We start from the raw sequence: 20063 nt of genomic DNA, 5'->3' as shown, positions 1-20063 counted from the left end.
GATGCGAACAGCAACTCGCCAAGATCCGGCGGGTTCGCTGAGGCCGGCCATGGTCCAGGAGCCGCTACGAACGTGATGACGTGGATGACTCACCTCGGCTCAGCCCGAGGCCGTGCGGTGGCGCGTGGCCCCGGTCGTGACTCGGCAAGCATCGACGGCTGCGCCGGCCCGTACCCTGGGTGACCGTGGACCGCATCGTCTTCGGCCGCCCGCTGCGCAGCGTCGCGTTCGACACCGCCGTCTCCGGGCTGGTGGCCCTCGTCGCCCTCCTGGGGATCGCCGCCCAGCCCGGCGGCGTGGCGGGCGCGGCCGTCGGGATCGCGATGGCGCTGGTCCTGCTGTTCCGGCGGACGCACCCGTCGGCGGTGGCGGCCGGGGTGGCCGTGCTCGCGCTGGTCCAGGTGGTCGTCGGCTGGGGTCCGCTGGCGTACGACATCGGCGTGCTCATCGCCCTCTACAGCGTGGTCAAGTACGCCGACCGGCTGCGCGACGGCGTCCTGGCCGGGATCGTCGCCGCGATCGGCGTGGTGCTCGCCGCCGCCCAGATGCCCGCGCAGGCGCCCTGGTGGGCCGGCGCGCTCTACTACGGCCTGGTCACCGGGGCGGTGTGGCTGGTCGGGCTGAACGTGCGGACCCGCCGGCTCTACGTGGTGAGCCTGGAGGAGCGGGCCACCACCCTGGAACGGGAGCGGGAGGCCGAGGCCCGGGCGGCGGTCGCCGAGGAACGCACCCGGATCGCCCGTGAGCTGCACGACGTCGTCGCGCACAGCATGGCCGTCATGATCGTGCAGGCCGACGGGGTGCGGTTCACCATCGACCGCGACCCGGACACCGCGCGGGAGGCGGCCAAGGTGGTGGCGGACACCGGCCGGCAGGCGCTGGAGGAGATGCGGCGCCTCGTCGGCGTACTCCGGGAACCGAGCCGGCCGGAGCCGGCGGCCGCGCCGGCCGTGGCGGCCGAGCCCGACGGTGGCGTGTCCGCCGAGCCGGCGCACCGGCGGCCGGCCCTGGTCGAGCTGCCCGACCTGCTGGACCGCTTCCGCGCCGCCGGCCTGCGGATCACCGACACCGCCACCGGCACGCCGGTCGCCCTGCCGCCCGGCTTGGAGCTGACCGTCTACCGGGTGGTGCAGGAGAGCCTCACCAACGCGCTCAAGCACGCCGGCGTGGACGCGGCCGTCGAGCTGCGCCTCGACTGGTCCGCGGACGCCGTCGTGGTCCGGGCGGTCGACGACGGGCGCGGCCGTCCGGTGGTCCGGCCGGCGCCGTCCGGCGGGCACGGCCTGGTCGGCATGCGTGAGCGGGTCGGGGTGTACGACGGCAGCCTCGCCGCCGGCCCCACCCTGGGCGGGGGCTGGCGGGTCGAGGCGCGGCTGCCGCTACCGTCGGCGCCGGGCACCGAGGAAGGGAAGGCGGCGGCATGACCGTCCGGGTGGTGATCGTCGACGACCAGGCGCTGGTGCGCGCCGGGTTCCGGATGGTGCTCGACTCCCAGCCCGACCTCGCGGTGGTCGGCGAGGCCATCGACGGCGCGGACGCGCTGCGGGTGCTGGACCGGGTCGAGGCCGACGTGGTGGTGATGGACCTGCGGATGCCGACCATGGACGGCGTGGAGGCGACGAAGCGGATCTGCGCCCGGCAGGCCGGACACCGCCCCCGGGTGCTGGTGCTCACCACCTTCGACACCGAGGCCGACGCGTTCGCCGCGCTGCGCGCCGGCGCCAGCGGCTTCCTGCTCAAGAACGTCCCGCCGGAGGATCTGCTCGCCGCCATCCGGGTGGTCGCCGAGGGCGACTCGGTGGTGGCCCCGTCGATCACCCGGCGCCTGCTCGACCGGTTCGCCGGGCAGCTCGGGCCGGCGCCCACCGAGGACCCGCGGCTGGCCCAGCTCACCGAGCGGGAGCGGGAGGTGCTGCTGCTCGTCGCGCAGGGGCTCTCCAACGCCGAGATCGCCGCCCGGGTGCACGTCGCCGAGGCGACGGTGAAGACCCACGTCGGCCGGATCCTGGCCAAGCTCCAGCTCCGCGACCGGGTGCAGGCCGTCGTGCTGGCGTACGAGAGCGGGCTGGTCACCCCGGGCGGCTGACCCGGCGTACGACCTGGGTCGTACGGGTCCACCCGGTCGGGGGCGACCACCGGCGTACCGAGGTCGAGCGCGCAGGTGGAGATCACCGGCGGGGTGCCGCGCCTAGCGTCGGAAGGGTCTTCAGGACCCGGTCCGACAGGAGCACCACGTTGTCACCAACCACCACCACCGGCGTCGCCGTCACCGCCCGTGAGCTGCGCAAGGAGTACGGCGCCGGGCTGTCCCGGGTCGTCGCCCTCGACGGCGTCGACCTCGACCTGGCCGCCGCCCGGTTCACCGCCGTGATGGGCCCGTCCGGCTCCGGCAAGTCCACCCTGCTGCACTGCCTCGCCGGCCTGGACCGGCCGTCCGCCGGCAGTGTGCGCATCGGCGAGGCCGACCTGGCCCGCCTGGACGACCGCCGGCTGACCCGGCTGCGCCGCGACCGGATCGGCTTCGTCTTCCAGAAGTTCAACCTGCTGCCCACCCTCACGGCCGAGGAGAACATCGTGCTGCCGCTGGCCATCGCCGGCCGGCGGCCCGACCCGGAATGGCTGCGCCAGGTGGTGACCGCGGTGGGTCTCGCCGACCGCCTCCGGCACCGGCCCGCCGAGCTGTCCGGCGGCCAGCAGCAGCGGGTCGCCGTCGCCCGGGCCCTGGTCACCCGGCCGTGGGTGATCTTCGCCGACGAGCCCACCGGCAACCTGGACTCGCGCTCCGGCGCGGAGGTGCTGCGGCTGCTCCGCGAGGCGGTGGACACGCTCGGCCAGACCGTGGTCATGGTGACCCACGACCCGAAGGCCGCCGCCCACGCCGACCGGGTGGTCTTCCTCGCCGACGGGCGGCTGGTCGACGAGCTGCACGCCCCGACCGCCGGCCAGGTCCTCGACGCGCTCACCCGGCTCGAGGCCGGCGCGCCGCTGGCGGGGCGGTGACCTGAGATGCTGCGCCTGACCCTGCGCCAGATCCGCGCCGACGGGCTGCGCCTGCTGCTCTCCTCGCTGGCGATCGTCCTCGGTGTCGCCTTCGTGGCCGGCACCCTGATGCTCACCGACGGCATGCGCGCCGGGGCGTACGACCGGGCCGGCGCCTTCGACCGGCACACCGACCTGGCCGCGTACGCCGATGACACGCCGCTGGCAGCCGCCCTGGTCGACCGGGTGCGCGCTGTCGACGGGGTGGCCGCCGCCGAGGGGGAGCTGACCGGCACCGCCGGTGTGGTGGGCGCCGACGGGCGGCCGGTGCTCGGCTACGCCGTGCTCGCCGCGATCCCGACGGACCCGGCCCTCCAGTCGTACGACGTCGTCGCCGGGCGGCTGCCGCAGCGGGCCGGCGAACTGGTGCTCGACGAGGAGACCGTCGCCGGCCAGCACTTCGCCCTCGGCAGCCCGGTGCGGGTCGGCGGCAACGGCGGGCCGGCCCGGCCGTACACCCTGGTCGGCACGGTCGACGTGGCCGGCAGCTCCCGCGACGTCGGCGGCCCGTTCATCGGCCTGGCCGGCCCGGACGCGCTCGCCGTGAGCGGGGAGCGCGGCTACGGCCGGATCATGGTGGCCGCGCGGCCCGGCGTGGACGGGGCGGCGCTCGCCGACCGGGTCCGCGCCGCGGTCGGGCCGCAGGTCGCGGTCCGGGACCGTGCCGCGATCCTCGACGAGGCCGTCGCGGACGCGGTCCGCGACCGGCGGCAGTTCGAGCTGTTCCTGGGCACCTTCGCCGCGGTGGCGGTGCTGGTCGCCGGCTTCGTGATCGCCAACACCTTCGCCATCGTGCTGGCCCAGCGGTCCCGGCGGACCGCGCTGCTGCGGCTGGTCGGCGCGACCCGGGGGCAGGTCTACCGGGCCGCCCTCGGCGAGGCGGCGCTGACCGGGCTGGTCGCCTCGGCGGCCGGGGTGCTCGCCGGGGTGGGCCTGTCCGCCGGTCTCGGCGCGCTGCTGGCCACGATCGACGCGCCGGTCACCGGCACGCTCACCGTCACCGTCCGGACGGTGCTGCTCTCCCTCGGGCTCGGGACGCTGCTGACCGTGGTGGCCGCCGCCGTGCCGGCCTGGCAGGGCACCCGGGTCGCACCGGTGGCCGCGCTGACCGACGCGGCCGTGCAGCCCGCGGGGCGGGCCGGCCGGGTCCGGCTCGCGGCCGGGGCGCTGGTCCTCGCCGCCGGGGTGGCCGCCCTGGTCGGCGCCGGGGCCCTCGGCCAGGTGCCACTGGTCGCCGCCGGTGGGGTGCTGGCCTTCCTCGGCATCGTGCTGTTCGGCCCGGTGCTGGTGCCGGCGCTGGTCCGGATGCTCGGCCTGCCGGCCCGTCGGCTGCTCGGCGTACCGGCCGCGCTGGCCGTGGCGAACGCCGTACGCAACCCGCGTCGGGTGGCGGCCACCGCCACCGCCATGGTCATCGGCATCGGCCTGGTCTCCGCGTTCGTGGTCGGCGCGGGCAGCGCGAAGGCCGGCATCGAGCGCGCCGTGGACGCGCAGATCGGGGTCGACTTCGTGGTCACCGGGATCGGCGGGGACCTGCCGGCGCCGCTGGCCGGGGAGTTGGCCGCCCGGCCGGAACTGGGTGTGGTGCACGAGCAGCGCAGCCGGGTGGTGGACGGGATCGAGGTGCGGGCCGCCCACCCGGCGCTGGTCCGCCGGACGCTGTCCGCCGTGGACGCCGGGGACCCGGCCGCTCTCGGTCCGGGCACGGTGCTCGTGCACCGCGAGCTGGCCGCGGCCCGCGGCTGGTCGGTCGGCAGCAGCGTCCCGCTCGCCGGCCGGACGTTCCGGGTGGCCGCCGTGGTGGCCGACGACAACCCGGCCCGGGCCGGCAGTCCGGTGCCCGCCGGGCACGTGGTGGACGTCGCCGACGCCGACTTCGCCCGCCTCTTCCCGGCCGAGCGCGGTTACCTGGCCGAGGTCGACCCGGCCGACGGGGTTTCCACCGACGCCGCCCGGGTCGCCGTCGAGTCGGTGCTCACCCGCTATCCGACGGTCAACCTGCTCGACCAGGCGGCCTACAAGAAGATGCTCACGGGCACCGTGGACCTGGTGCTCGGCTTCGTCACCGCGCTGCTCGGCCTGGCCGTCGTGATCGCGCTGGTCGGCGTGGCGAACACGCTCACCCTCTCGGTGGTGGAGCGGACCCGGGAGAACGCCGTGCTGCGCGCCGTCGGCCTGACCCGCGGCGGGATGCGGGCGGTGCTCGCCGTCGAGGCGGTGCTCACCGCGCTGGTCGGCACGCTGCTCGGCGTCGCCCTGGGCACCGGGGTGGCCGCCGGCGGGATGGCCGTGCTGGCCCGGATCGGCGGGGACTTCACCCTGGTGCTGCCCTGGGGGCGGCTCGGCCTGATCGTCGCGGTGGCGGTGGTCGCCGCGCTGGCCGCCTCGATCCTGCCGGCCCGGCGGGCACTGTCCCGGCCGGTGGTGGCGGCCCTCGGCGCGGAGTGAGCGCCGGGCGCCCGAGACGCGTCGAGCCGGTCCCGCGACAGCCGCGGGGCCGGCTCGACCCGGTCCGGCGCCTCCGGGTCCCGGTACTGCCCGGTCCGGGTGCTGCGGGGTCGGGGTGTCGCCGGGTCAGCGCTCGGACACCGGCTGGGCTCCGCCGCCGTCGCCCCCGCCGTCGCCGCCGTCCGCGGGAGCGGTCGTCGTCGTGGTCGTCTCGGTCGGCGCGGTGGTCTCCACCGGCGGGGTGGTGGTCGGTGCCGTGGTCGGCGCGGTCGGCATTGTCGACGGGACGTCGGACGGGCTCGGCTGGGCCGATCCGCTCGCGGACGGGCTCGGCGTCGCCGAGGCCGAGCTCGACGGCCGGCCGGTGGGGTGCGCCGGGCGGTAGTCGTCGTCGCCCCCGCCCGTCGGCGGCCCCTCGGTGACCGCGGCGTCCGCGACCGAGTTGCTCGGGGCAACAGCCGGCGCCGTCGTGTCGAGCCGGGTGGCCGGCGCGTCGGCGTTCTTGGCCGCGCCCAGGGCGGCGCCCAGCGCGGTCAGTGCCACCAGCACCGCCGCCCCCGCGCCGACCAGCGTGCCCCGCCGGCGCGGCCGGCGGGCCGGCGCCACCAGGGCCCCCGGCGTGGCGGCGGTGAGGTCGTCACGGGTGCGGCTCGATCCGGTCGCGCCGCGCAGCGTCATCGGCACCACGGCGGTGGGCGACTCGGAGCCGGCCGCCCGGGCCGCCTCGGCCATCGCGGCGGCGGTGGGGAAACGGTCCGCCGGATCCTTGGCCAGGGCCCGGGCCACCAGGTCGCGGACCGGCTGCGGGATCTCCACCGGCAGCTCCGGCGGCTCGTCGTCGAGGTGCCGGACCGCCACCTGCAGGGGGTTGTCGCCGGTGAACGGCGGGCTGCCGGTGAGGCAGCAGTAGGCCACCGCACCCAGCGCGTAGACGTCGGTCGCGCCGGAGACCGGCCGCCCGGCGGCCTGCTCGGGAGCCATGTAGAGGGCCGTGCCGGGCACCGCGTTGGTGCTGGTGATGCTGGTCACATTGGTGGAGCGGGCCACCCCGAAGTCGACCAGCACCACGGTGCCGTCGTCCTGCACGAGCAGGTTGCTCGGCTTCACGTCCCGGTGGACGATGCCCCGGGCGTGCGCCCCGTGCAGGGCCTGGGCCACCTGCGCGACGATCGACATGGTCTCGCCGACCCCGAGCTGCCCAGCCGCCTCGATCCGCCGGGAGAGCGGCTCGCCCGCGACGAACTCCATGACCAGGTAGTCGGCCCGGCTGCCGTCGGGCAGCTCGTCCTCGCCGCAGTCGAAGACCTGGACCACGCCGGGATGGCGCAGCGACGCCATGATCCGTGCCTCGGAGCGGAACCGGGCGATGAAGTCGGGGTCGGAGACCAGCGCGGGCAGCAGGACCTTCACCGCGACCGGACGGCCGAGCACCAGGTCCGTGGCACGCCAGACGTCGCCCATGCCGCCGGTGGCGACACGGTCATCAAGGCGGTACCGACCGCTGAGTACGACGTCGGAAGTCAACACGTCAATACCGTACCCAGAGCGGCCCCGGAGTATTTCCCGCGATCTCTCCCGTCACGACCGGCGGGCGGCCTGAGGCGCCTGGTCCGAACGGTCAGCCGCCCCCGGACCGATCGGCTGAACGTGACGAATCACGTACGATCGGGCAGGAAAATGTGCCCGGAGGTTCGTGTGTCCGCCTCCGGCCTGGTGTTTCGTCCCGGTTTCCCGGCGCGGGAGCGCCGTGCGGGTCGTATTCGTTACGCCGACGCGCCGCGCCGGACTGTAGACAATTTTCACTCTTTCTCCGGCGGGCGACACCTTGTCGAACCCACCGACCGCTCCTAGCGTTGGCCCGACTCCCGGCCGCCCCACGACGCCGGTACGGTATGTCCGCCGACGGCCGTCCTTACACACGGCGGTGTCCAAACGCGCGCCCGCACTCCGCTGCTGGCGCCGATCAGGTCAGCGGGGGACTGATGGTGCGGGTGGAGGTCCGGTCGTCCGACCGGGCGGACGTCGGGCACGCCGGCACCGGTGGGCGCCGGTGCCGGGAGTCGGCACGGCGGGAACGGCGGATCCATGACCGGTGAGCTGAGCGAGGCGGTCAGCGCCGCGCAGGCGGGCGACGAGGAGGCCTTCCGCTTCCTCTACCGCAGCCTCCAGCCCGGCCTGCTGCGCTACCTCACCGCCCTGGTCGGCGCCGACGCCGAGGACGTGGCCTCGGAGACCTGGCTGCAGATCTCCCGCGACCTGCCCGGCTTCACCGGCGGCGAGTTCCGCGCGTGGACGGTCACCATCGCCCGCAACCGCGCCATGGACCACCTGCGCCGGCAGCGCCGGCGGCCCGCCCTGCCGGTGCCCGTCCAGGCGCTCAGCGAGCTGGCCGGGGACGCGGACACCGCCGAGCGGGCCGGCGAGACCATCGGCACCGAGAGCGCCCTGGCGCTGATCGCCAGCCTGCCGCCCCGCGAGGCGGAGGCGGTGCTGCTGCGTGCCGTGATCGGGCTCGACGCGGAGACCGCCGGGCGGGTGCTCGGCCGGCGGGCCGGCGCGGTGCGCACCGCCGCCCACCGGGGGCTGCGGCGCCTGGCCGGGCTGCTGGAGCGGGCCGAGGAGGATCAGCCGGTGGACCGGACCGGGGGAGCGGCGGCGCCCCGCGCCCGTACGGGCCGGGGACGGCAGGCGCCGCAGGCGCCCAAGGCCGAGCCGGCGGACGGCTGACGTGGAGGGAAACGGGATGAGTTCTGGCCGGTCCGACTGGCCCGCCGATCGGGCGGAGTCGGAGCGCCTCCTCGACGCGGCCCGCGCCGGGACACCTCCGGAGGCTCCGGCCGACCCGCTGGCGCACCTGCTCGCCGCGGCGGCCGCCCCGGGCACCGCGGCGGAACTGAGCGGCGAGGAGCGGGCGCTCGCCGCGTTCCGGGCCGCCCGGGCCAACCCCGCCCCGGCCGCGGCGCACCGGCCGCGCCGCCGCTTCCGGGTCGGTGCGGTCCTGGCCGGGCTCGCCGCCACCGCCACCGCCGGGGTCGCGGTCGCCGCGGTGAACCTCGACCTGGGCCCGGAACCGGCGCCGCCGCCGGCCCCGACCACGCCGGGCGGCAGCACCGGCGGCGCGAACGACCCGGGCTCCCCGACGCCCTCCGGGGGCGCGAGCCCGACCGGCGGCCCCTCCGGCGGTGTTCCGTCCACCGCACCGACACCCGGCGGCTCCGGTGGGCCCGGCAAGCCGGCGAGCGCCGGGAATCTCGCCGGGCACTGCCGGGCCTACCTGGCCAAGTCCGAGCAGCAGCGGGCCAAGGCGCTGGAGAGCCCCGGGTTCGCCGACCTGGTGACCGCCGCCGGCGGCGCCGACCGGGTGGAGAGCTACTGCCTGGCGCTCGTGCCGGAGAAGTCCCCGGAGCCGAAGTCGGAGCCGAAGCCGAAGCCGGAGCCGAAGGTGAAGTCGACGCCGAAGTCGAAGTCGACCTCGAAGTCGGAGCCGGCATCGGCGTCGAAATCGACGTCCAGGGCGGCGTCGAAGTCGGAGCCGGGGTCGAAGTCGAAGTCCGAGCCGAAGTCGAAGCCAACGCCGTAGTCGTGGAGCGGGTGCGACGCGGCGGGCCGCCGTACCCGCGGCGGCGCACCCGCCCTCCGGAAGGCGGCGCGCCGCCCTCCGGCCGCTCAGGCGGCGCCGCAACCGGATTCCGGACAAAAATTCATCTCCTCGGGCGCGCGGATTCCGTCTGCTAGACAGAAGATGGTGGGACCCGCCGACGCCCGGCCGCCACGGCACGGGCGCCGGCCGACAGCGTGGTCGCCCGCCCCGGGGAGAGGAGCCGTCTCTTGGTGATGTCGCCGGAGTTGGACCGGACCACCGTGCTGGGCGATGAGGCGGCGGCCCGCGGGCACCTCGCCAGGATCTGCTTCAAGACCGGGCCACCCACCCTGACCGGCATCGAGCTGGAATGGACGGTGCACGACGCCGCGGACCCGACCCGCCCGGTCGACCGCGAGCGACTGCGCCGGGCGTTGGGACGGCACAGCCCCGTCACCCTCGACCCCACCAGCCCGGCCGCCGGGCTCCGGCGCGGTGGCACCGTGACCGTGGAGCCGGGCGGGCAGGTGGAGATCTCGTCCACGCCGCGACCGTCGGTCGCCGCGCTCATCCTGGCCACCGAGGCCGACCTCGCCGAGCTACGGGCCCTCCTGGACGCCGCCGGCCTCGTCCTGGGCCGCACCGGCATGGACCCCTGGCGCCCCCCGCGCCCCGTCGTGGAGACCCCGCGCTACCGGGCCATGCGCTCCGTCCTCGACCGGCACGGGCCGGCCGGCCGGGCCATGATGTACAGCACCGCCGGGCTCCAGATCTGCCTGGACGCGGGCGAGCCGGACGGGCTGGCCGAGCGGTGGGCCGCCGCGCACGCCGTCGGGCCGCCGCTGCTGGCCGCCTTCGCCACCGCCGACCGGCACGCCGGGCGGACCACCGGTTGGGCCTCCACCCGGATGGCCGCCTGGCTGGCCATCGACCCGGCACGCACCCGGCCGGTCTGGTCCCCGGCGCGGGCCGACCAGGATCCGGTCGCCGCCTGGATCGGGTACGCCCTGGCCGCGCCGCTGCTCTGCGTCCGCGGCGAGGGTCCGGACTGGACGCCGCCGGTGGGCGTCACCTTCGCCGACTGGCTGGCCGGGGCGCTGCCGCACCCGCCGACCACGGACGATCTGGAGTACCACCTCAGCACGCTCTTCCCGCCGGTGCGCCCGCGTGGCTACCTGGAGGTCCGCTACCTGGACGCCCAGCCGGGTCGGGAGTGGACCGTGCCCCTGGCGGTGCTGGCGGCGCTCTTCGCCGACCCGGCCACCACCCGGGACGCCCTCGCCGTCGCCACCCCGGTCGCCGACCGGTGGTCCACGGCGGCCCGGCGCGGGCTGGCCGAGCGGCCCCTGGCCACCGCCGCGGCGGCCCTGTTCGACCTGGCTCTGGCGGCCCTGCCCCGGTTGGAGCTGCCGGCCGGGATCCACGACGAGACGAGCCGAGCGATCCGGCGGCGGCGTGCCGCCGCGGAGAGGGGACAGCGGTGACCACGACTGACCGGCCGGCGGCCGAGGGCGAGCAGTTGCGCAGCCGGATCGCGGCCGAGCTGGAGCGCACCCGCGCCCGCACCGCCCTGCTCACCGACGCGGTGGACGACGACGACCTCGTCCGGCAGCACTCCACGCTGATGTCCCCGCTGGTCTGGGACCTGGCACACGTCGGCAACCAGGAGGAGCTGTGGCTGGTCCGGGACGTGGGCGGGCGCGAGCCGGTGCGCCACGACATCGACGACCTGTACGACGCGTTCAAGCAGCCCCGCAAGGACCGCCCGGCCCTGCCGCTGCTGCCGCCCGCCGAGGCGCGGGCGTACGTGCGCACCGTCCGGGACAAGGTGTACGACCTGCTGGACGGGATCCGGTTCACCGAGCGGAAGCTGGTCGAGGACGGCTTCGCGTTCGGCATGATCGTCCAGCACGAGCAGCAGCACGACGAGACCATGCTCGCCACCCACCAGTTGCGCGCCGGCGGCCCGGTGCTGGACGCCCCGCCGCCGCCGGAACCGCGCGTCCACGTGGGCGGCGAGGTGCTGGTGCCGGCCGGGCCGTTCACCATGGGCACCTCCACCGACCCGTGGGCGCTGGACAACGAGCGCCCGGCGCACACCGTCGACCTGCCGGCGTACGCCATCGACGCGGCACCGGTCACCAACGGGCAGTACCGCGCCTTCCTCGCCGACGGCGGCTACGACGAGCCGCGCTGGTGGAGCGCGGCCGGCTGGCGGCACCGGGTCGAGGCCGGGCTGAGCGCACCGATGCACTGGCGGCGCGACGGGGACGGCTGGGCGTACCGCCGGTTCGGGCGCTGGTCGCCGGTGCGCGACGACGAGCCGGTGGTGCACGTCTGCTTCCACGAGGCGGAGGCGTACGCGGCCTGGGCCGGCAAGCGGCTGCCCACCGAGGCGGAGTGGGAGAAGGCGGCCCGCTGGGATCCGGCGACCGGCCGGTCCCGCCGCTACCCGTGGGGCGACGCGGACCCGACGGGCGCGCACGCCAACCTGGGGCAGCGGCACCTGTGGCCGGCGCCGGTGGGCGCGTATCCGGAGGGGGCCTCGCCGCTCGGCGTGCACCAGCTCGTCGGCGACGTCTGGGAGTGGACCTCGTCCACGTTCCGGGGCCACCCGGGCTTCGTGGCGTTCCCCTACCGCGAATACTCGGAGGTCTTCTTCGGCGACGACCACCGGGTGCTGCGCGGCGGCTCGTTCGGCACCGACCGGTCGGCCTGCCGGGGCACCTTCCGCAACTGGGACTACCCGATCCGGCGGCAGATCTTCAGCGGTTTCCGCTGCGCCCGCGACGCCCGCCCCGAGGAGGCGGCGTGACGGGAGACGCCGCCTGATGTGCCGCCATCTGGCGTACCTCGGTCCGCCGGTCAGCCTGCGGAGCCTGCTCTTCGATCCGCCGTACGGGCTGCTGCGGCAGTCCTGGGCGCCCCGCGACATGCGCGGCGGCGGCACGATCAACGCCGACGGCTTCGGGGTCGGCTGGTACCCGGGCGGCGGCGACCCGGTCCGCTACCGGCGGGCGCAGCCGATGTGGAGCGACACCACCCTGCCGGAACTGGCCGCCGTGACGGTCGCGGGCGCGGTGCTGGCCGCCGTCCGCTCCGCCACGGTCGGCATGCCGCTGCACGAGACGGCGGCCGCGCCGTTCGCCGAGGGGCGCTGGCTGTTCAGCCACAACGGGGTGGTCCGTGGCTGGCCGGACAGCCTGGTCCCGCTGGCCGGCGGGTTGCCCGTCCGCGACCTGCTGACCCTGGAGGTGCCGAGCGACTCGGCGCTGCTCTGGGCGCTGGTCCGGCACCGGCTGCGCGCCGGCGCCACGCCCGCGGAGGCGGTGGCCGACACCGTCGCGGCGGTCTCCGCGGCCGCCCCCGGATCGCGGCTGAACCTGCTGCTCACCGACGGCGCCACGGTGGCGGCCAGCGTGGCCGGGCACGCGCTGTCGGTACGCCGTACCCCGGATTCGGTGCTGCTCGCCTCCGAGCCCTCCGACGACGACCCCGGCTGGCGGCCCGTGCCGGACGGCCGGCTCGTGGTGGCCACGGCCACCGGGCTGGACGTCCGGGAGCTGACGGTCGCCTGACATCCCGTTTCCCACACCGGTAGGAACAGGAAGGACTGCTGATGAGCGCGGAGCCACTGGAGATCCACCTGGAGGAGCAGGACCTCGACCGCGGCCTGCGGGAGGACGTCCGGGCCGGCCTGACCGCGACGCCGAAGTGGCTGCCACCGAAGTGGTTCTACGACGCCCGGGGCAGCGAGCTGTTCGAGGAGATCACCCGGCTGCCGGAGTACTACCCGACCCGCGCCGAGCGGGCGGTGCTGGCCGCGCACGCCGACGACATCGCCGCGCTGACCGGCGCGAAGACCCTCATCGAGCTGGGCTCCGGCTCGTCGGAGAAGACCCGGCTGCTGCTGGACGCCTTCACCCGCCACGGCGACCTGGGCAGTTTCGTGCCGCTGGACGTCTCGGTCAGCGCGCTGCGCGGGTCCACCGAGCAGATCGCCGCCGCGTACCCCGGGCTGCGGGTGCGCGGCATCGTCGGCGACTTCACCCGGCACCTGGACCGGCTGCCCACCGGTGGCCGGCGGCTGGTCCTGTTCCTCGGCGGGACCATCGGCAACCTGCTGCCGGCGGAACGGGCGGAGTTCCTCACCGCGATGCGCGCGGCGCTGGAGTGCGGCGACTGGCTGCTGATCGGCACCGACCTGGTGAAGGACCCGGCGGTGATCGTCCCCGCCTACGACGACGCGGCCGGGGTGACCGCCGAGTTCAACCGCAACGTGCTCCGGGTGATCAACCGGGAGCTGGGGGCGGACTTCGACCCGGCGGCGTTCCGGCACGTGGCGGTCTGGGATCCGGAGCACGAGTGGGTCGAGATGCGGCTGCGGGCCGAGCGCGCCGTCCGGGTGCGCGTGCTCGACCTGGACGTCGGGTTCGCCGCCGGCGAGGAGCTGCGGACCGAGGTCTCGGCCAAGTTCCGACCGGCGGGGATCGCCCGGGAACTGGCCGCGGCCGGATTCGTCCGGCAGGCGTTCTGGACCGACCCGGAGGGGCTGTTCGGCGTCAGCCTGGCCCGGGCCGACTGAGGCCTCGGTGAGCCTGTTCACCCGGCGCGGCCCGCCCGCCGATGATCGGCTAGGCTGGGCGGCGCGAAGGGGAGTAGCCCCCAATGTCGTGGTCGACATACTGATGCGTTCCGCATCCGGCCACGCGGCCCCGGTCCGCCGGGGCGGGCGAGACCTTCGACTCAGGCTGTCGCAGCCGGGTCGAGGGCGCCCCTGTACCTCCTCCCGGCTTGATCGGGAAGGTTCACATGGACGGTTTCCTCGTCGCGCTGGTGGTCAGCTTCGGCGTCATCTTCGTCGCCGAGCTGGGCGACAAGTCCCAGCTCATGGCCCTGACGTTCGCCACCCGCTTCCGGCCGCTGCCGGTGCTCATCGGCATCACCGTCGCCACCGCGATCGTGCACCTGGCCTCGGTCGCCATCGGGTACGGCCTCCACGCTGCCCTGCCCACCGAGTGGATCTCGCTCGTCGCCGGCCTGGCGTTCCTCGGCTTCGGCGCCTGGACGCTGCGCGGCGACAAGCTGACCGAGGAGGAGAAGCGCAAGGCGGAGAAGAGCAGCCGCAACGCGATCGTCGCCGTCGGTGTGGCGTTCTTCCTGGCCGAGCTGGGCGACAAGACCATGCTCGCCACCATCACCCTGGCCACCAAGTACGGCTGGTTCGGCACCTGGCTCGGTTCGACCCTCGGCATGGTCGCCGCCGACGCCCTGGCGATCCTGGTGGGCCGCCTGCTCGGCCGGCACCTGCCGGAGAAGGCCATCCGGTACGGCGCCGCCGTTCTCTTCGCCATCTCCGGCCTCTGGCTGGTCCTGGAGGCGGTCGGCGAGCTGACCTGAGCCCACCGTCCGGTTCCGCCGCACCCGGTGGTGGCGGAACCGGCCGCGGATGATCGAGGACCGCGTCCGCGGGGTATGCACATTCCGGCGACGCCGCGGCGGGTGACGACCACCGCCTGGCGGGCGCCACGAGAGGAAACCGGACGACCGGGAGGTCCGCGCATGAGCAGGCACGACGAGCCCAACGAGTACGGCTTCGCCGGGGGCGCCACGGCTCCCGAGCCGCCGGCGGGCGGGCGCCCCGACGAGCAGGACCGGGTCGAGGAGATCGCGGTTCCGGGCGACGACCTCACCGAGCCGGTGGCGGACGCGCTGGAGGAGGAGACCGAGGAGCACGGCGAGAAGCGCCCGGCCGACCGCCGCCGCTGAACCGGCACGCGCCGGCCGCCCCCCGAGCCACCCCGTGCGGGTTGTGGCGCGGGGAGCGGCCGGCGCGCGGCTCAGGCCGGCCGCTCCTGGTAGACGTCCGGGACGCCGTCGCCGTCGGAGTCGCGGCTCTCCCGCTCGCTGATCCGCCGGTAGACCCGGTTGCGCCGGACCAGCACCGTCGAGGCCAGCCCGGCGGAGACCAGCGAGCCGAGCAGCACGGCCGCCTTCACCCGCTCGTCCTCGGGGCTGCCGGGCCCGAACGCCAGCTCGCCGATGAGCAGCGACACGGTGAAGCCGATGCCGGCCAGCAGGGCCAGCCCCGCCAGGTCCGCCCAGGTGATCTCCTCGTCGAGTTCGGCCCGGGTGAACCGGGCCAGCAGGAACGTCGAACCGAACACCCCGACCGCCTTGCCGAGCACGAGCCCGGCGGCCACGCCGAGGACCACCGGGTCGGCGAGGACCGCTCCCAGGTCGACGTCGACCAGGGACACCCCGGCGGCGAAGAACGCGAAGACCGGCACCGCGAGGCCCGCGGAGACCGGTCGCCAGCGGTGCTCCAGACGCTCGGCCAGCCCCGGCCCGCCGCCCCCGGTCGGCCGCACGGGCACGGTGAAGCCGAGCAGCACCCCGGCCACCGTGGCGTGCACGCCCGAGGAGTGCACCAGCGCCCAGGCGGCCACCGCGAGCGGGATCAGCGCCCACCACCAGGTGTGCCCGCGCCGCACCAGCAGGGCGAAGACGGCGATCGGCAGCACCGCGGCGAGCAGGGGCAGCGGGTGGAAGTCGGCGGTGTAGAAGACCGCGATGATGACGATCGCGAAGAGGTCGTCAACCACCGCGAGGGTGAGCAGGAAGGCCCGCAGTCCCTGCGGCAGGTGTGAGCTGACCACCGCGAGCACGGCGAGCGCGAAGGCGATGTCGGTGGCCGTGGGGATGGCCCAGCCGCGCAGGCCCGTCCCGCCGGCGCTGAGCGTGACCGCGAGGTAGACCAGCGCCGGCACGACCATGCCGCCGAGCGCGGCCACCACGGGCAGCGCCGCGCGGCGCGGGTCGCGCAGGTCGCCGGCCACGAACTCCCGCTTGAGTTCCAGGCCGGCCACGAAGAAGAAGATCGCCAGCAGGCCGTCAGCGGCCCAGGCGGCGAGGCTGAGGTCCAGGTGCAGCCCGGCGCCGCCCGGCCACGGCACCCAGTCGCCGAGCCCGGCGTACGCGGCCCGCCAGGGGGAGTTGGCCCAGAGCAGGGCGATCAGCGCACCGAGCAGGAGCAGTCCGCCGCCGACGGTCTCCGCGCGCAGCACGTCGGCCAGGAAGCGCGCCTCCGGCCAGGAGCGGCGGGACAGCAGGCGGGGGGACGGCGAGGGGCGCTGGGTCATGCGTGTCCGTTCCGGAAGAAGGGTCGGCGGAGTCGTCGCCGACCAGACTTCCCGGCACACCAGCTCCGACCCTATCCGGCCGGCCGCCCGGCCGCACCACGCGGCCGAGTCCGGCGTTAACAGGAGGAGGACCGCCGCTCCGGCGGCCTGACGATCCATGGGCTGCCTGGATATGTGCTCCGGAATGGAGGGATTTAGACCGTCCGTGCGGTTCTGATCGTTTACATTCGTCAAGTCGCTTACCGTCATGTATAGGCGTTTTTGATCCTGGCACGTGTACTGGGGTTTCTAGGGGGGCTTTCGTGCAGTTTCATCGGCAGACCGGCGTGTCGCGAGGGGGAGCGTGATGGACGTTCTCGGTTATCTGCGCCTGGTCCGACGCCACTGGTGGATCGTGCTGGTCACGGTGATGGTCGCCCTGGGCGCCGCCGCCCTCGTGACGGTCCGGACGGCGCCCCGCTACGAGGCCTCGGTGACGTTCTTCGTCACCACGCCGAGCCAGGGCGTCACCGACGCCTACCAGGGCAGCCTCTTCCTCCAGCAGCGGGTGAAGTCCTACGGTGACCTGCTCACCAGCGACCGGCTGGCACAGAGCGTCGTCGCCGAGGCGCCGCTCGGGCTCACGGCCGACCAGGTGCAGCGTCGGATCACCACCTCCACGGAGGCCGGCACCGTGCTGCTGAAGGCCACCGTCACCGACACCGACCAGACCCGGGCGTTGAAGACCACCGAGGCGCTCTCGGCCAAGTTCATCGAGCTGGTGCAGAAGGTGGAGACCCCGCCGGACGGCAAGGCGCCGCCGATCAAGCTGGAGGTCGTCAGCGGCCCCCGGGTGACCTCCAACCCGGTCTCGCCGCAGCCGGTGCGGAACCTCGTCATCGGCGGCCTGCTGGGGCTGCTGCTCGGGGCGGGGCTGGCCGTGCTGCGCGGGCTGGCCGACGTCCGGATGCGGGACGCCGCCGCGCTCCAGCGGGTCACCGGCAGCCCGCTGCTGGGCGAGATCCCGTTCGAGTCCGGGGCCAAGGCGGCCCCGCTGATCGTCGGCGAGGCGGCCAACTCGCCGCGCGCCGAGGCGGTCCGCAAGCTGCGGACCAACCTGCGCTTCGTCGACGTGCACGAGCCCGCACGGGTCATCGCGGTCACCAGCGCGCTGCAGGGCGAGGGAAAGACCACGATGGCCTGCAACACCGCCATCGCCCTGGCCGAGGCCGGCTGGCGGGTGCTGCTCATCGACGCCGACCTCCGGCGTCCCAAGGTCGCCGACTACCTCGGCCTGGACGGCGGGGTGGGGCTCACCGACGTGCTGGTCGGCGACGTCCAGGTCGGTGACGTGGTGCAGCGGTGGGGCGACAAGTCCCTGCTGGTGCTGCCCAGCGGCGCCACCCCGCCCAACCCCAGCGAGCTGCTCGGCTCCAAGGCGATGGCGGACCTGCTGGTGGCGCTGCGCGAGTCGGCGGACATCGTGGTCATCGACACCGCACCGCTGCTCGCGGTCACCGACGGCGTGGTGGTGGCCGTGCAGGCCGACGGCGCGCTACTGGTCACCCAGCAGGGGCGCACCTCGCGCAGCCAGGTGGCCGCCGCGGCCCACGCGCTGCACTCGGTCTCGGTGCGGCTGCTCGGCTGCGTGCTGAACATGGCCAAGGTCGCGAAGGCGGACGCCTACCAGTACGAGGCGTACAAGGTGGTCGTGCCGCCGGCCGGGCCGTCCGTGCCCACCGACCGCGCCGGGGTGGCCCGGCGCGGGGAGCAGGCCCCGGTGGGCGACCACACCCAGGAACTCACCCGGCTGTCCCGATGAGCGCGAGCACCGGTCGGATCGAACGCTCGATCTCCTCGGCGCAGCGCCGGAAGTCGGCGGGCGAGCCGCCGATCGGGTCGCGCAGGTCGTCCGCGTCGGGGGTGGCGGGTTGCAGCCGCCCCCGGGCGCGGGCGGCCGCCACGACGGCGGCCAGCAGCGGGGACTCCGCGGCCGGGCCGGCCGGCTCGACCGGCTCGGTCGCCTCCGCCGCCTCCGCCGTGGCGGCGGCGGCCAGCCGGGCGAACTGGCGGAGCGTGAAGGTCCGGCTCAGCGCGGCCGGGGCCAGCGCGGTGCAGACCGAGCGCTGCCGCCGGGTCGCGGTCAGCACCAGGGCGGCCCGGGTCAGGTGCTCCGGGCGGAGCCGGCGGGTGCGGAACGCCGCCGGGTCCGCGCCGGTCCCGGCGGCGACCTCGACCGCGTACGGGTGCATGGCCGCCCCGTCGAGAGCGTCGGTGCCCGCGCTGGTCACCGCGACCGGCAGGTCGCGCAGCAGCCGGCGGGCGATGAACTCCGCCATCGGGGACCGGCACATGTTGGCGTGGCAGACGAAGAGCACCCCGTCGACCATCTGCACCCCTCTCGTCGGCACGGTCGCGGGACACGGCGCCGCGACGGCGGTGTTCCGGCGGTCGCGGCCGGACGCAGAGGGGATGCGGGCATCCTACGGGGTGCCGGGCCCCGCGCGCCGGGAAGCCCCGCCGGGAGGGCGGCCATGAAGATCGGCATCCTGTCGTACCACTTCCCGCCCGAGCCCGCGTTCATCCCGGGCAGCCTGGCCGAGGAGTTGGCCGCCCGCGGCCACGAGGTACGCGTCCTCACCGGCTTCCCGGACTATCCCGGCGGGCACGTCTATCCGGGCTGGCGGCAGCGCTGGCGGCACCAGACGCACAGCGAGCGGCTGACCGTCCGGCGGGTGCCCCGGTACGCGGCCGGCGACGGCTCGGCGCGGATGGCGAGCTGGCTCTCCTTCGCCGGCAGCGTGGCGTTGACCGGCCGGCGCTACCTCGGCGACGTCGACGCCCTGTACGTCTTCCAGCTCCCGGCGGTCACCTTCGCCGCGGCCGGCCTGCTGCGGTTGCTCGGCCGGGTGCCGACCGTACTGCACGTGCAGGACGTCTGGCCGGAGGAGGAGCCGTCCCGGGCGGGGGAGACCCGCCGGTGGTCGGGGCGGCTGGACGCCACCCTGCGCCGGATCTACCAGGAGGCGGGCGCCGTCGCGGTCACCGCACCCTCCATGCGGGACCTGGTGGTCGCCGGGGGCGCCGACCCGGACCGGGTCGGGGTGGTGCTGAACTGGACCGACGAGCGGATCTTCCGTCCGACCGAGCCCAGCCGGGCGGCCCGGAACCTGATCCGCCGGGACGGCCGGTGCGTGGTGATGCACGCCGGCACGATCGGCGTACGGCAGGGGCTGGAGACCGCGGTGCGCGCGGTGGCCGCGCTGGACGACCGGATGGACCTGGTCCTGGTCGGCTCGGGGGCCGAGGAGCGGCGGGTGCGGGGGCTCGCCGCCGAGCTTCGGGCCGACAACGTGCGGTTCGTCGACCGGCGGTCCCCACTGGACATGCCGGAGCTGTACGCGGCGGCCGACTACCAGCTCGTCATGCTGCGTGACCTGCCCGAGCTGCGGGGCATGGTGCCCGGCAAGCTCCAGGCCGCGCTGTCCTGCGCCGCGCCGGTGGTCGCGTCGGCGAGCGGCGACACGGTGGCGCTCGTGGAACGGGCGCGGGCCGGGTTGTCCTGCCCACCGGAGGACTGGGCGGCGCTGGCCGACCGGTTCTGGCTCGCCTCGGCCATCCCGCCGGCGGCCCGGTCGGACATGGGCCGCCGGGGCCGGGACGCCTACCTGCGCGAGATGTCGCTGCGGGCCGGCGTCGACCGGATCGAGGGCCTGCTGCGCGAGGTCTCCGCGCGCGCCCAGGGTGCCCGCCGCTGACCGGAGCGGATCTCACGAAACCGCCACACCGGGGTTAAGTGCGTGATAACGCCACGAAGCGGTGGAAATTCGTGCTAGAAAGCGATCAATCGTCAATGGTGTCCGATTGCGAGCCAC

17 protein-coding genes are annotated in these 20063 nt (G+C 75.5%); 14 read left to right on the top strand and 3 right to left on the bottom strand.

Translation table 11 applies throughout. The features are described from left to right. The first annotated feature begins 179 nt into the window (after positions 1-179). From ACQP12_RS19720 to ACQP12_RS19705, 4 genes are all read left to right on the top strand, one after another. The gene (locus tag ACQP12_RS19720; protein ID WP_433280858.1) at positions 180-1424 is read left to right on the top strand and encodes a sensor histidine kinase; all 1245 of its coding nucleotides are present in this window, start codon (positions 180-182) and stop codon (positions 1422-1424) included. Then, positions 1421-2086: a response regulator gene (locus tag ACQP12_RS19715; protein ID WP_433280856.1), complete on the top strand. Its 666-nt coding sequence runs from the start codon at positions 1421-1423 to the stop codon at positions 2084-2086. The genes ACQP12_RS19720 and ACQP12_RS19715 overlap by 4 nt, the downstream gene beginning before the upstream one ends. Before the next feature lie 149 nt (positions 2087-2235). Beyond that, a complete protein-coding gene (locus ACQP12_RS19710) occupies positions 2236-3000 on the top strand; it encodes an ABC transporter ATP-binding protein (RefSeq protein ID WP_433280854.1) in 765 nt (254 codons plus the stop codon). 6 nt (positions 3001-3006) lie between these two features. Then, positions 3007-5487 carry an ABC transporter permease gene (locus tag ACQP12_RS19705; RefSeq protein ID WP_433280852.1) on the top strand — a complete coding sequence of 827 codons (2481 nt, stop codon included), beginning with the start codon at positions 3007-3009 and terminating at the stop codon, positions 5485-5487. A gap of 126 nt (positions 5488-5613) precedes the next feature. Here ACQP12_RS19705 and ACQP12_RS19700 read toward each other — a convergent pair whose 3' ends face one another. Beyond that, the gene (locus tag ACQP12_RS19700) at positions 5614-7014 is read right to left on the bottom strand and encodes a serine/threonine-protein kinase (protein ID WP_433280850.1); all 1401 of its coding nucleotides are present in this window, start codon (positions 7012-7014) and stop codon (positions 5614-5616) included. Between the two features lie 558 nt (positions 7015-7572). Between ACQP12_RS19700 and ACQP12_RS19695 the strand changes: the two genes are divergently transcribed. The 8 genes from ACQP12_RS19695 (at position 7573) to ACQP12_RS19660 (ending at position 14836) form a co-directional block, all read left to right on the top strand. Then, positions 7573-8214, top strand: coding sequence for an RNA polymerase sigma factor (locus ACQP12_RS19695; protein ID WP_357942982.1), 642 nt, complete (start codon positions 7573-7575; stop codon positions 8212-8214). A gap of 16 nt (positions 8215-8230) precedes the next feature. Continuing rightward, positions 8231-9067: a hypothetical protein gene (locus ACQP12_RS19690; RefSeq protein ID WP_433280848.1), complete on the top strand. Its 837-nt coding sequence runs from the start codon at positions 8231-8233 to the stop codon at positions 9065-9067. Positions 9068-9315: 248 nt separating this feature from the next. After that, a complete protein-coding gene (egtA, locus tag ACQP12_RS19685) occupies positions 9316-10551 on the top strand; it encodes an ergothioneine biosynthesis glutamate--cysteine ligase EgtA (protein WP_357942978.1) in 1236 nt (411 codons plus the stop codon). Then, entirely contained in the window at positions 10548-11882 is a 1335-nt protein-coding gene (gene egtB / locus ACQP12_RS19680; RefSeq protein ID WP_433280846.1) for an ergothioneine biosynthesis protein EgtB, read from the top strand. Before egtA ends, egtB begins: the two co-directional genes overlap by 4 nt. A 16-nt stretch (positions 11883-11898) precedes the next feature. Then, the gene (gene egtC / locus ACQP12_RS19675; protein ID WP_433280844.1) at positions 11899-12645 is read left to right on the top strand and encodes an ergothioneine biosynthesis protein EgtC; all 747 of its coding nucleotides are present in this window, start codon (positions 11899-11901) and stop codon (positions 12643-12645) included. A 41-nt stretch (positions 12646-12686) separates the two neighbouring features. Next, the gene (gene egtD, locus ACQP12_RS19670) at positions 12687-13652 is read left to right on the top strand and encodes an L-histidine N(alpha)-methyltransferase (protein WP_433280842.1); all 966 of its coding nucleotides are present in this window, start codon (positions 12687-12689) and stop codon (positions 13650-13652) included. A gap of 227 nt (positions 13653-13879) precedes the next feature. Beyond that, on the top strand, positions 13880-14467 hold the full coding sequence (locus ACQP12_RS19665; protein WP_433280840.1) for a TMEM165/GDT1 family protein: 588 nt from the start codon (positions 13880-13882) through the stop codon (positions 14465-14467). Positions 14468-14629: 162 nt separating this feature from the next. After that, positions 14630-14836 carry a hypothetical protein gene (locus ACQP12_RS19660; RefSeq protein WP_433280838.1) on the top strand — a complete coding sequence of 69 codons (207 nt, stop codon included), beginning with the start codon at positions 14630-14632 and terminating at the stop codon, positions 14834-14836. Positions 14837-14907: 71 nt separating this feature from the next. Here ACQP12_RS19660 and nhaA read toward each other — a convergent pair whose 3' ends face one another. After that, positions 14908-16209, bottom strand: a complete 1302-nt coding sequence (gene nhaA / locus ACQP12_RS19655) for a Na+/H+ antiporter NhaA (RefSeq protein WP_433280836.1) — start codon at positions 16207-16209, stop codon at positions 14908-14910. 346 nt (positions 16210-16555) lie between these two features. Between nhaA and ACQP12_RS19650 the strand changes: the two genes are divergently transcribed. Continuing rightward, complete coding sequence (locus tag ACQP12_RS19650; protein ID WP_433280834.1) at positions 16556-18010, top strand: polysaccharide biosynthesis tyrosine autokinase; 1455 nt, start codon at positions 16556-16558, stop codon at positions 18008-18010. Here the strand turns inward: ACQP12_RS19650 and ACQP12_RS19645 are convergent. Beyond that, positions 17991-18578, bottom strand: coding sequence for a low molecular weight phosphatase family protein (locus ACQP12_RS19645; RefSeq protein ID WP_433289340.1), 588 nt, complete (start codon positions 18576-18578; stop codon positions 17991-17993). The two genes, ACQP12_RS19650 and ACQP12_RS19645, sit on opposite strands and share 20 nt — an antisense overlap. Before the next feature lie 144 nt (positions 18579-18722). Between ACQP12_RS19645 and ACQP12_RS19640 the strand changes: the two genes are divergently transcribed. Continuing rightward, positions 18723-19946, top strand: coding sequence for a glycosyltransferase family 4 protein (locus ACQP12_RS19640; RefSeq protein ID WP_433280832.1), 1224 nt, complete (start codon positions 18723-18725; stop codon positions 19944-19946). Positions 19947-20063 lie beyond the last annotated feature (117 nt).

It is taken from the genome of Micromonospora sp. CA-244673 (assembly GCF_050948395.1).
In the GTDB taxonomy this organism is placed as follows: Bacteria; Actinomycetota; Actinomycetes; order Mycobacteriales; family Micromonosporaceae; genus Micromonospora.
Note: the sequence above shows the minus strand (reverse complement) of the source record. Positions and strands in the feature narration are given on the sequence as shown.